Origin of the sequence: Psychrobacter sp. APC 3426, assembly GCF_030408035.1 — a bacterium.
GTDB lineage: Bacteria > Pseudomonadota > Gammaproteobacteria > Pseudomonadales > Moraxellaceae > Psychrobacter.
This window is the reverse complement of the sequence record NZ_JASDCF010000002.1, coordinates 55195-67330: the sequence shown is the minus strand read 5'-3', so window position 1 is coordinate 67330 and position 12136 is coordinate 55195. Positions and strand designations below refer to the sequence as shown.

The 12136-nt window shown below is 44.1% G+C and carries 10 protein-coding genes; all 10 read right to left on the bottom strand.

Annotated elements, in window-relative coordinates; genetic code table 11:
- Positions 1-182: 182 nt before the first annotated feature.
- Positions 183-962, bottom strand: a complete 780-nt coding sequence (lpxA, locus tag QL919_RS02470; RefSeq protein ID WP_290188020.1) for an acyl-ACP--UDP-N-acetylglucosamine O-acyltransferase — start codon at positions 960-962, stop codon at positions 183-185.
- Positions 963-1170: 208 nt separating this feature from the next.
- Positions 1171-1680, bottom strand: a complete 510-nt coding sequence (fabZ, locus tag QL919_RS02465) for a 3-hydroxyacyl-ACP dehydratase FabZ (protein WP_290188019.1) — start codon at positions 1678-1680, stop codon at positions 1171-1173.
- Positions 1681-1794: 114 nt separating this feature from the next.
- The gene (lpxD, locus tag QL919_RS02460; RefSeq protein ID WP_290188018.1) at positions 1795-2811 is read right to left on the bottom strand and encodes a UDP-3-O-(3-hydroxymyristoyl)glucosamine N-acyltransferase; all 1017 of its coding nucleotides are present in this window, start codon (positions 2809-2811) and stop codon (positions 1795-1797) included.
- Positions 2812-2978: 167 nt separating this feature from the next.
- Entirely contained in the window at positions 2979-5402 is a 2424-nt protein-coding gene (gene bamA / locus QL919_RS02455) for an outer membrane protein assembly factor BamA (protein ID WP_290188017.1), read from the bottom strand.
- 263 nt (positions 5403-5665) lie between these two features.
- The gene (gene rseP, locus QL919_RS02450; RefSeq protein WP_290188016.1) at positions 5666-7042 is read right to left on the bottom strand and encodes an RIP metalloprotease RseP; all 1377 of its coding nucleotides are present in this window, start codon (positions 7040-7042) and stop codon (positions 5666-5668) included.
- Between the two features lie 96 nt (positions 7043-7138).
- On the bottom strand, positions 7139-8347 hold the full coding sequence (gene ispC / locus QL919_RS02445; RefSeq protein ID WP_290188015.1) for a 1-deoxy-D-xylulose-5-phosphate reductoisomerase: 1209 nt from the start codon (positions 8345-8347) through the stop codon (positions 7139-7141).
- A gap of 204 nt (positions 8348-8551) precedes the next feature.
- Positions 8552-9361 carry a phosphatidate cytidylyltransferase gene (locus QL919_RS02440; protein WP_290188014.1) on the bottom strand — a complete coding sequence of 270 codons (810 nt, stop codon included), beginning with the start codon at positions 9359-9361 and terminating at the stop codon, positions 8552-8554.
- 219 nt (positions 9362-9580) lie between these two features.
- Complete coding sequence (gene uppS / locus QL919_RS02435) at positions 9581-10324, bottom strand: polyprenyl diphosphate synthase (RefSeq protein ID WP_290188013.1); 744 nt, start codon at positions 10322-10324, stop codon at positions 9581-9583.
- A gap of 252 nt (positions 10325-10576) precedes the next feature.
- On the bottom strand, positions 10577-11131 hold the full coding sequence (gene frr / locus QL919_RS02430) for a ribosome recycling factor (protein ID WP_290188012.1): 555 nt from the start codon (positions 11129-11131) through the stop codon (positions 10577-10579).
- Positions 11132-11252: 121 nt separating this feature from the next.
- Positions 11253-11978, bottom strand: coding sequence for a UMP kinase (pyrH, locus tag QL919_RS02425; RefSeq protein WP_290188011.1), 726 nt, complete (start codon positions 11976-11978; stop codon positions 11253-11255).
- Positions 11979-12136: the final 158 nt, after the last annotated feature.

The following is a 12136-nucleotide window of genomic DNA, read 5'->3' as shown; positions in this document are numbered from 1 at the left end:
AAATTGTTTACAATACCGTAAACGCTAAGTTTCTGCTAAGCGACCATAAAAGTCAAGTGTTCATAAACATAAAAAGCCATAACAATTGGTTATGGCTTTCTTATAATTCTATCGATAATTAACAAGAGTTTGGCAAATAGCCGCCCAGTATTTTTCTAGGATTGATTGACATACAGAAAGCGTTATCGAACGACACCGCGGCGACTTTTTTGTAACGAATCGATAAGTAACTGAATTTTCGGCTCTTTAGGTAAAAGCTCATCATGTAATATTTGTAGCGCCTGTACCGTGGTCAGACCTGACCTAAAAATAGTGCGATACGCTTGACGCAGCACATCAATCGTCTCTTTTGACCAATCTTTACGACGCATGCCTTCAACATTTAGACCATGTGTTTTTGCAGGATTACCAGAAACCATGGTAAAAGCTGCCACGTCCTTTAATATCAGACTTGCCCCACCAATCAAACTATAGTCATCCACAGTACAAAACTGATGGATACCAGAATTACCGCCAATAATTGTGTGATCGCCAATGGTCACATGACCTGCCACACCAACGTTATTGGCCAATACATTGTGATCACCAATCACGCAGTCGTGAGCCACATGTGTATTTACCATCAGCAAGTTATGGCTACCAATTTTGGTTAGCTCACTGTCTTGGGCGGTGCCACGATGTAAGCTACAAGCTTCGCGAATGGTATTGTGATCGCCAATCTCAAGCCAAGTGCGTTCACCAGCATATTTCAAATCCTGTGGATCTTCCCCAATGCTAGCAAACTGATAAAACTCATTGTACTCACCGATACGGGTCAGCTTTGTTACAACAACATGGCGATGTAATACCGTGTGCGCACCAATGGTTACCTCATCACCGACTATACAATAAGGACCAATGATGGCAGTCTCATCAATCTGGGCAGATGATGAGATGAGTGCTGTTGGATGAATCTGACTCATATTTTGGGCCTTTGTATCGTCTAATGCGAGTAAATTTCGTGTAAATATTGAAGCGGATATAGAATCCATACTTAATCAACAATAGTGACGCCTGTATGACTATTAACTGCAACTATTAATAATAATTCTATTTTCTCAATTGCTTTGATGCAATGTTATTTGCATGCTCTTTATACGTTGATGCTAACTATGGCTCTAAAAAAACAACTTATTGCTCTTGACGAGCAATCATTACCTGAGCACTAGCAGCCAGCTCATCTTCGACATGTACGGTACAGTCAAATTTATAAATACCACGCTTTTGCATCACTGTTTTGGCGCGGATAATCAACTGATCACCAGGAATGACTCGGCGCTTAAAACGAACCTTATCTACCCCTGCAAATAAATAGAGATAACCATCTTCTGCCGTGAGTCCAGCGCTGATAAAACCCAGCACACCTGAAACCTGTGCCATTGACTCTACCATCAACACCCCAGGCATAATTGGCTCATCAGGAAAATGTCCATTAAAAAACTCTTCATTAATGGTGACATTTTTAATCCCAGTAATACACTCACCTGGCGTACAGGCGATAACCTTATCTACCAACATAAAAGGATAACGATGCGGTAGATAATGTTTTAACGTCTGGTAGGTTAAGGGCAGCGTAAGACCTTGATCAGCCAAACTTTTAATGTCTTCTGCGGTTGTGATATCAATATCGTTGCTGCTCATAATGGGGCTTCCTTGCAATACTTTGGCTATTTTTTAGCACTCTATTTTTTTAGCGATTTGCTGTATTTTACATTTTCAAAAATACTTACTTATAATTGTTTGCTTATATCAGTGTTAATCACGGCCTAACTGACGGAAACGTACTGCAGCACGGCGCCAATTGGCAGTCGGCATTGCAGCAGTTCCAGAGGAATATGACCCAGACTTTTTGATAGATTTGGTCACCATTGTCATACCAGATAAAGTGACGTCATCTGTAATCTCAATGTGACCAGTAATACCGACCGCGCCACCTATAATACAACGCTTACCTATACTGGTACTACCTGCGATACCGGTTTGCGCTGCAATGGCGGTACCATCACCGATGCGCACGTTATGAGCCACTTGCACTAGATTATCAATAATAACATGATTTCCTATTACCGTATCATCAATAGCGCCGCGGTCGATACAAGTCTGACTGCCAATGCGCACATGGTCACCAATAATCACCCGACCTAGCTGAGCGATACGCTCCCATCCTGTATCGCTAGGGTCTCTGGTTGGTGCAAAGCCAAAGCCTTCTGCACCCACACTCACGCCTGCATGCAACCTAACATGATTACCAATAATACAGTCGTGTCCGATGACCACTTGCGATTTGATGACACCATCTGTGCCTACTGTCGTATTTGCCTCGACTACCACATGAGCATCAAGCGAGGTACGCGCGCCAATCTGGACATTGTCACCAATCACACAAAAAGGACCAATATTGGCCTGCTCGCCAATGACCGCACTATCAGCGATCACTGCGCTAGGATGTATACCACTAGATAATGAATGATGAGCAAACAACTGACTGGCACTAGCGTAAGCTAAGTAAGGGCTTGCGACGACTAACGCTATCGCTGTTGCCGGTACTTGGTCACGATATTCCGCAGTGACTAAAACTGCACCTGCCTGGCTGCTCGCAAGGCTAGAGATATAATGAGGATCAGCCAAAAAACTGAGCTGCTTGCTATCAGCAGTCGTGAGACTACCAACACTGTTAAATGTTTGACATAACTGCTCAGCGTTAATAGCCGCTTTATTTGCGATAGGCTGACGTTGTTCAATCCGAGTGATAAGTTGCTCAGTCGTTATCATAGTGGCTGTTAATATAGTTATTAATATAATGGTTAATATTCTTATGAATATAAGGCAGGTCATCAAGCCGATATATCAGCTTGATGACCTGTTAATCGCTAGCTGTCTTTTATTTACTTAGGATAATAAATTAATAAAAGACGCTATTTTTACGCAGTGTCGTTAACTTAGAACGTATTACCTATCTGGAACTGTACTTTTTCAGTCTCATCGCCTTCTTTATCACCGATAGGCACAGCATAACTTAATGAGATAGGACCAATTGGCGTATACCAGGTGATGCCAGCACCCGCACTAAAGCGCATATCATTATCCTGCGTCAATAATGGCACACCAGTATCAACATTAGTATCAGGGTTTACGAAAGTACGGTCTTCTTTATTCGTGGTATCAAATACTTGACCGCCTTCGGCGAACAGTACTGGACGTACTTGATCTGCCCAGTCCCCTTTGAACGGCATTGGCAGAATCAGTTCTGCACCGAAGCTTGCCAGTGCGTTACCACCAATTTCTTCGTCCTTGTAGCGGACATCATCGTTGATAGCATCATAATAAGTCTGTGATTTTGGTCCAAGTGTCGAAGCTTCATAACCACGTACCGAGCCATAGCCACCGGCGTAGAAGTTTTCATAGAATGGTAAGTCATTACCATAGCCAAGCTTAGTATAACCACGTGCTACCCAGTCTTTGTAGAAAGGATAATAGACATTACCTCGGTAAACGAGCTTTTGATAATTGGTGTCACCAAGGCCAATAGTGGCATCAACAGTGTGGCTCATACCCTTAGTTGGGAACACTGGACGATCTAAAGTGCTGTAGTCCCAACCAAATAGCAAGTTATAGGTTTGATAGTCGTTTTTAAAACCAGTACGACCAGACGCTTCGCCTTCATTGTTAATAAAATTTTCAAGCGTGCCGCCATCATCGATCAGCTGCTGCACGTTTGAAACCCCTAAGAAACGGCCACCACGTACTGACGTATTATCAACGTTTAAGCCTGCGCTGACACGTTTGGTTTCATCAACAGGGTAACTGTAGTTCAGCGTCGCACCATAAGAATCGGTGACATAGTTACTAACGTTTCTATCATCGTATTTAGTCTCACGGTAGTAAGCACTAAGACCTTGTGACACGCCATTTTCAGTAAAGTATGGATCGGTATAGCCCAAGCTATAAGAATCACGTGTCTCTGAGCGTGATAGTGCCGCTTTCACACGGTTACCAGTACCCATAAAGTTGTTTTGCGTCAAATCTAACTGGAAAGTAACACCACCACTTTGCGAATAACCCGCAGCAATGGTTGAACTACCAGAAGGCTGCTCTTCTACGGTGTATTGTACATCGACTTGATCTGGCTGGTTAGGGACAGGTTTGACATCGACGTTGACCGCTTTAAAGAAACCTGTACGCATCAAACGTGTGCGTGATAGCTGTATTTTTTCGCTAGAGGCAAGTGCACCCTCTAATTGACGCATCTCGCGACGTAATACTTCATCTTGGGTTTTGATGTTACCCGTGAAGTTAATACGACGCACAAAGATAGGGCGTGCTGGGTCAATAAAGTAATCAACTTCTACCATTTTCGTATCGTCATTGATACGTGGTACCGGTCTAACTTGTGCCAAGTAATAGCCTTCGTTACCATAACGACGTTTGAGCTCAGCGGTAGTCTCATCGAGTTTGGCTTGAGAGTATTTTTCGTTAGGTGCAAAAGTGACCAGCTCTTTTAGCTCGCTTGTCTCAAACGTTGGCTTACCTAAAAAATTAACCTCGCCAAACTGATATTGCTCACCTTCGCTTAAACTGACTTCGATAAATACACTGCGCTTGTCTTCACTGATATTAAGCACTGCATTGTCGACAGCAAAACGCACATAACCATCGTTTTGATATAAGGCTTTTAGGTTCTCTAAGCTGGCTGCCAGTTTTTCTTTGGCATAGCGATCAGATTTAGACAGTAGACGTGTCCAAGAGGACTCTTTTACCGCAAAGACGTCTTTAATTTCTTCATCGCTAAAGTGCTTGTTACCAATGATATTGATATCGACGACTTTTGCAGGCTTGCCTTCGATAAAGCGCACATCTAGCTTGACTCGGTTACCGTCGAGTAGCGTTTGGTCGACTTCGATATTACTGTTGTAATACCCTTGACTGATGTACTGCTGCTGTAGCTCGTTGGCGACGCCTTGGAGGGTCGCTTGCTTGAGTACATCACCGACAGACAAACCGGCATTGCCAAGACCTTGCTCTAATCCTTCTTTTGGAATGAGCTTATTGCCTTCGAAATTGACTTCTGCAATGGTAGGACGCTCAACGACATCGAATCGTAGCTGACCACCTTCGACACGGCTTTGAATGTCAGCGAAATTCTCGGTGGCATATAGCGCCTTGATGCTGGCAGCCAAACTGCTGTCATTAACCGTATCCCCTACCGTAATAGGCAGAACCGGATAGAGGCTATCTGGGGTTAGACGTTGCAGACCATTGAAACCGATGTCAGTCACTACAAATTCTGCAGCCTGTACAGGCATACTCATCATCGCTACAACTAACGGCAACCCTGCCGCGCTCATAAATAAAGGCGTACGCATAAACACTATCCGTCAATAAAAAACTTGCTTAAGTTAAGGTAAAAAGCATGTATTGTCTAGCCCATTTCGCACAAAGTCGTCAGCTTCAGCATGGGAGACTCAGAACACTTTATATAAAATGCATCATAAAATAAACTAAAAATTACGATTAGTACAGAGACAGCGACACAAAGCCACTCATGTGTCCCGTTAATAATCGCAGAATAATAGGCGCAAAACCATTAGCGCATCTTGCCTTATCATCCAAAGGCGATAAGCAATCGTCAAAATAGCCGGCTGATATCATTACCAATTGCTAACACCATGAAACCTACCAGCAAGAGTAAACCGATATTAAGTCCAACCATTTGCACCCCTTCTGACAGTGGCTTGCCGCGAATCAGCTCTATGAGATGATACACAATATGTCCACCATCCAATACAGGAATAGGTAATAAGTTCAGCACAGCCAGACTCAAACTAATCAGTGCAGCGGTAGAGAGTACCATCTGCCAACTGATATCAAAACTTTGTTTGGCAACCTTAGCAATGGTAATTGGCCCTGACAGATTATCGAGACCAATCATACCTGATAGCATCTTGCCCATCGAGCTCACTGTCATTACTGCTAGCTGTTCGGTTTTTTCAAACGACTTCACCAGTGATTCACCAGGACCATAGACTACTGTGGTTTTATAATCATCGGGAATGACAATTTCAGACTGTGCCACCATAGCACCAATTTGCCCAAAACCGTTACCCAAATTGTCTTTTTTGCCTTGTGGCATAATAGATAATTGTACCGGCTTGCCATCACGCATGACGGTGAAATTTAGCAAGACCTCTGGATTATCACGAATGATACGCGTGGCACTGATCCAGTCTTTTATCTCTTCGTCATTGATCGCCGTGATACGGTCACCTACCTTTAGACCTTGACGACTAGCCGCACCATCAGGGGCTAAATCACCAACCACTGGCGCAATCTGTGGCTGCCATGGCAGCATGCCAAAGCTCGTCAACGCATCTTTGCCTTGCGCATCGCCTTGCATGAACTCATTGACGGGTGCTTGATAGGTTTTGGTCTCATTATTACCTGATGCATCAGATTGTAAGGTGACACTGACGTTATCCGTCTCACCCATACGCCCTGCTAAACGATAGTTAATACCTTCCCACGTCTGTACGTCATGACCATCAATCGCAACGATAGTATCACCAGCTGGCAATTGTGCCATGGCTGCTGGCGTATCAGGTAACACCTGTCCAATCTTTGTCGCCAACTGCTCGGATGGGGTCATAAACAATATCCAAAACAAGACAATGGCAATAATAAAGTTCATGAGAGGACCAGCCGCTACAATAGCAATCTTTTTTAGCGGATGCTGGCGATTAAAGGATAAATGCTGCTCATCAACTGCTACCTCACCTTCACGCTCATCGAGCATTTTGACATAACCACCGAGTGGTAAGGCAGATATACGATAATCAATACCACTTTTTTTGCTAGTCCAGCCTGCGATTTTAGGTCCAAAACCGATAGAATATGTCAATACCTTAACGCCGCAGAGACGCGCCACAATGTAATGCCCCCACTCATGCAATGCAATAAGCGGGCCCAAGACAAATATGGCGGCAAGAAGTGTTAGTAAAAACGTCATGATTTTTTCTCAGTATTGTCTCTCAGCATTTTTATTAACATCTTCGCTAATATCGTTTATCAATGTCATGGATCAGCTAAGAGACGCTTGCTACGATTATGTTAGCTTTGCTACCAACTTATCAGTCAGGTGGCGTGCAATCTTATCGATTGCCAATATATCTTCTATGTCAGCGGTTTCGTTCAATGGTGGCAGCTGTATCTCATCCAATGCTTGTTCGTTAATATCCGCAATGTCCGTTAGGCGAATTTGCCCCTTTAAAAAGGCGTCAACAGCAATCTCATTGGCAGCATTAAGTACAATTGTGGCCTGCGTACCTGCTTGCATCGCCTGTCTCGCCAAACGCAAACACGCAAATTTCTGTAAATCAGGCTCAATAAACTCAAGACCACTTAGAGCAAATAAATCCAATGGCTGCGAGCCACTATTGATACGGTCAGGATAACTGAGTGCATGGGCAATAGGGGTCTTCATATCGGGACTGCCCAGCTGCGCTAAGAAGCTGCCGTCGCTATATTCTACCATTGAGTGAATAATACTTTGTGGATGAATGACCACATTTATCTTATCTTCAGGCAAATCAAATAAATGGCAGGCTTCGATTAGCTCAAGCCCTTTATTCATCATCGTAGCCGAGTCTACCGATATTTTTTGCCCCATCGACCAATTAGGATGTTTGACCGCCTCAGCAATGCTAGCTTGCTGCATTTGGGCAAATGACTGTTGTAAAAATGGCCCACCAGACGCCGTCAACCACAGCTTACGTACCCCATGATTCGGCTGATGAATCTGGCTATTATCTTGTTGAATCGCCAACGGTAAACACTGAAAAATTGCGTTGTGCTCTGAATCTAAGGGTAACAAGGTAGCATGGTGCGTTTTTACCGCATTAATCATGACCTGCCCTGCCATCACCAGCGCCTCTTTATTAGCAAGTAAGATACGCTTACCTGCACGCGCTGCTGCCAAGGTAGAAGGCAGACCTGCCGCACCTACGATAGCAGCAACAACTGTATCGGTTTGTGAGTCGGTGGCGATATCGACGAGCCCTGCTTCACCGCCTACCACATCGATATCAAGACCCGCTCTACTAAGTCGCTGAGCAAAGTCACTGACCGCTGCTATAGGCACACTGACACGCTTTGGCAAAAACTGCTGACAAAGAGCAAATAACTTATCTAGACGATGGTGCCCTGATAAAGCGTAAACCTGATAGTGCTGCGGCTGCGCGGCTAAGATTGCTAGTGTACTGTCGCCAATCGAGCCAGTCGCGCCTAGTACGGCGATGCGTTGCGTCATAACCATCGGGACCTATGAATAATACGGTGGAAAATAAATGAGAAGTTTAGGACATAAATAAGACGTGATTAATCGTAGTGGTTTGAGATTATAGTGATACATATCAACACATGGCGAAAAGCGAGACGGAATAACCGGCAAAAGCTGAGCTACTAGTCCAGCCTCTCTGCCATGAAACATTCAGACACTTAAGCCTTGCCTCACTCTGACCTACACTACCATCAGCCCGAACTGCTGTATTGCCCAAAACCCAAGTGCGAATATTGGTGTAGCAGACAATAGTGAATCAATACGATCTAATACGCCGCCATGTCCTGGCAAAATCGTTCCAGAGTCCTTAACATCAGCACGGCGTTTAAGCATCGACTCAAACAAATCACCCAGTACTGATGCCAAAATAGTCAACGCTGACAAGCCCACAAAAGCGACTAGTGGTATACCAGTGAGCTGTAATTTAAAGACACTAATCACGACAACAACGAGCAAACCTGTGACCAAGCCTCCAGCCAATCCTTCCATGCTTTTATTGGGTGAGACATTCGGTGCCATCTTGCGGCGACCGAACTTACGCCCAACAAAGTAAGCACCACTATCGGCACACCATACCAGTAAGAATACATAGAGCAGCCACCATGCTGACAGTTGCCATAGATAAAACATAGCGGTAATGGCGGCAGTCAAAATCACTGCGCCCATCAATGCCAGCTTTTTACCATACCAATTGGTATGAGTTGGAAAAACCCGTACCCAAGAGACCGCCATGAACCAGATTGCGAGTGAAGCCACCCACCAAAACAGCCAAGTCACTTTGAACATAAGCGATACTAATGTCAGCACCAAAACCAGCAACACAAATAGCGCAGGCTGGCGCCATTTAGGCATCAGCTTGGTCCACTCGTGCGCTGCAATAATGACACCAATCGCCAAAAGTGGCGCAAATAAAACAGGAGTTTGGCTCGCAAACATTGCAATACCAACGATAATAACGAGAACAATTGCCGTCTTAATTCGTTGCCACATATTTATCGAGCCTTATAATAATGAAGAACGCATGGTCAAAAAGTGCATTATAGCAGCTAATATACAATAGCCCACTAATAGCGTTTGATAGCAATTAAAGCGCTTTATTATTTCATAAGCAAGTAGGATTAACCACTTATTAGAAAACTCTAAGCTTACAGAACACTAAAAATGTCAGTTAATAAAAAGAGAACCTTACATCACACCTAGAAATATTTGTTAGGGTGTTTGCTGTTCAGTGACAATCTGTTCGCTGGTTTTACCAAAACGACGTTGGCGCTGGGCAAACTCTGCTACCATCGCTGACAGCTCATCTACAGCAAAACTTGGCCATAATGTTTGGGTAAAGAACAGCTCAGCATAGGCTGATTGCCACAATAAAAAGTTAGAGAGTCGGTACTCACCGCCTGTACGTATCAGCATATCTACTGCCGGTGCATCCGCCAGTTGCACATATTCACCAAGCAGGTCTTTGTCGATATCTTCCGCGCGCAACTTACCTGACTCTACTTGCTGGGCCAACTGCTTTGCTGCATGAGCAATGTCCCATTGTCCACCGTAGCTGATGGCAATAACCAAGGTCATGGCGGTAAAATCAGCGGTTTTTGCCTCAGCATCCGCCATCAATGCTTGCAGCTCTTCACTAAGCTGACTACGATCGCCAATAAAACGCAAACGTATACGGTACTCGTGCATACGTGGCATCTGCTCGTGAATAGTGGATGCTAATAGCTGCATCAATAGCGCCACCTCGCTAGGTGGACGTTGCCAGTTTTCACTAGAAAAGGCAAATACCGTTAATACCTCGATGCCAGTATCGACACAATATTCGACAATAGGATCTAATGCATCTTTACCCGCTACATGCCCTTGGCCTTTGCCTAAATGATTGGCTTTTCCATAACGATTATTGCCATCCATAATGATAGCGATATGGCGAGGAAGGAGTGCTGAAATAGACATAGGCTGACTTGCTTATTGTTGAGGTAATATAATAGTAACGCGCAATATGGCAGCTAAACAGCCCAAAACATAAAATTCACAAACATACCATGAATCAGGCTTTTAACAGCTTTTGAAATGGAACGCAGCGAGTTCAGCTGCTAATAGTTTTGGGCAACACAACAATAAGCAGCCAATAGCAATGGCACATTGGCTGCTTAACTATAGAGATACGGCTGAACTGACTTCGCTACAAATGACAAAAATCAGTGTTTATACTTCCATTAAGTCGCTTTCTTTTTTGCTTAAACGGCTATCAATGGTTTCGATATATTTATCGGTGATTTTTTGAATATCATCACTGGCACGGCGCTCGTCATCTTCTGAAATTTCTTTCTCTTTTGCCAAATCTTTGATGTCATTCATCATATCACGGCGAATATTGCGGATAGAGACGCGGCTACTTTCCGCTTCGCTACGAGCAAGCTTTTGCATATCGCGGCGTGTGTCTTCGGTCAATGCTGGCATCGGTACACGAATCACATCAGCGGTCATCGGGTTCAAACCCAAGTCTGCTTCGCGAATGGCTTTATCAATCGCTTGCACCATGGTACGCTCAAATGGCTGAACCAATAGTGTGCGTGAATCTTCAACGTTGACGCTTGCCACTTGATTCAATGGCGTATCTGCGCCGTAGTAGCTAACCATTACACCTGATAGCATACCTGGATGCGCGCGGCCAGTACGTACTTTACTAAAAGTGCTTTCGAGCGCCTCTAGCGTCTTTGCCATGCGTGCTTCGCCGTCTTTCTTAATCTCATTAATCATCATGTATCCTTATTTATCGCTGTCGATAAATCATTCATTGCTGTTAGGTATAAATCTTATTCAAGTGCCGATGCTGAATACATCAGTCACTTCATATTCATATCAATGATAAAGCCTACGCTTAATGATAAACACGAGTGCCTTCGTTTTCACCCATCACCACATTTAATAACGCATTAGGCTTGGTCATATCAAAGACTTGTAGAGGCACATTATGCTCACGGCATAAAGCGATTGCCGTTAAATCCATGACCCCAAGCTTTTGCTCTAATACTTCATCAAAGGTCAAACCGTCGTATTTAACCGCATCGCTATGCAAGCTTGGGTCTTTGTCATAGACGCCATCAACTTTGGTCGCTTTCAAGATAAGACCCGCTTCAATTTCGATACCACGTAGACAAGCAGCAGTATCGGTGGTGAAGAAAGGATTACCCGTGCCCGCGACAAAAATACATACTTCACCATTCTTTAAATAACGAATGGCGTTACGGCTGCTATAGCTTTCAGTCACTTCACCAATCGGCAATGCTGACATTAAACGTGTTTTAATATTGCGGCGCTCAAGGGCATCACGCATTGCCAAACCATTCATGACGGTAGCAAGCATACCCATTTGGTCACCTGTGACACGGCCGACCAAGCCTTCTTGTTGAAGCTGAGCACCACGATATAAGTTACCACCGCCAACGACGATACCGACCTGTACACCAAGTCCACGCAAATGTGCGATTGACAGACTCATCTTATCGAGCACTTCAGTATCGATTCCCATATCTTTGCCACCGGCTAAGGCTTCACCAGAAAGCTTTAGCAAGATACGAGAGTAACGCGGGTTTTTGTCAGACATGAGGTCACCTTGTTAGCATTAAATTATAATTAAAATGATTGGTAAAACACAAATAGACTTTGCCTGTGACTTTACCCGAGATGCCATAAAGTAACGTACTATAAAAAGCACGATGACTGATGACAAACGTGTAAAAAGGCTAAATTGCGCTAATTGTA

Bases quoted from the DNA above. Each gene is read 5' to 3' on its own strand.
- fabZ (WP_290188019.1), bottom strand. From the start codon at position 1,680: ATGAGCAGCAACGATATTGATATCACAACCGCAGAAGACATTAAAAGT.
- pyrH (WP_290188011.1), bottom strand. From the start codon at position 11,978: ATGTCTGACAAAAACCCGCGTTACTCTCGTATCTTGCTAAAGCTTTCT.
- QL919_RS02440 (WP_290188014.1), bottom strand. From the start codon at position 9,361: ATGTGGCAACGAATTAAGACGGCAATTGTTCTCGTTATTATCGTTGGT.
- uppS (WP_290188013.1), bottom strand. From the start codon at position 10,324: ATGTCTATTTCAGCACTCCTTCCTCGCCATATCGCTATCATTATGGAT.
- bamA (WP_290188017.1), bottom strand. From the start codon at position 5,402: ATGCGTACGCCTTTATTTATGAGCGCGGCAGGGTTGCCGTTAGTTGTA.
- lpxA (WP_290188020.1), bottom strand. From the start codon at position 962: ATGAGTCAGATTCATCCAACAGCACTCATCTCATCATCTGCCCAGATT.
- ispC (WP_290188015.1), bottom strand. From the start codon at position 8,347: ATGGTTATGACGCAACGCATCGCCGTACTAGGCGCGACTGGCTCGATT.
- lpxD (WP_290188018.1), bottom strand. From the start codon at position 2,811: ATGATAACGACTGAGCAACTTATCACTCGGATTGAACAACGTCAGCCT.
- frr (WP_290188012.1), bottom strand. From the start codon at position 11,131: ATGATTAATGAGATTAAGAAAGACGGCGAAGCACGCATGGCAAAGACG.
- rseP (WP_290188016.1), bottom strand. From the start codon at position 7,042: ATGACGTTTTTACTAACACTTCTTGCCGCCATATTTGTCTTGGGCCCG.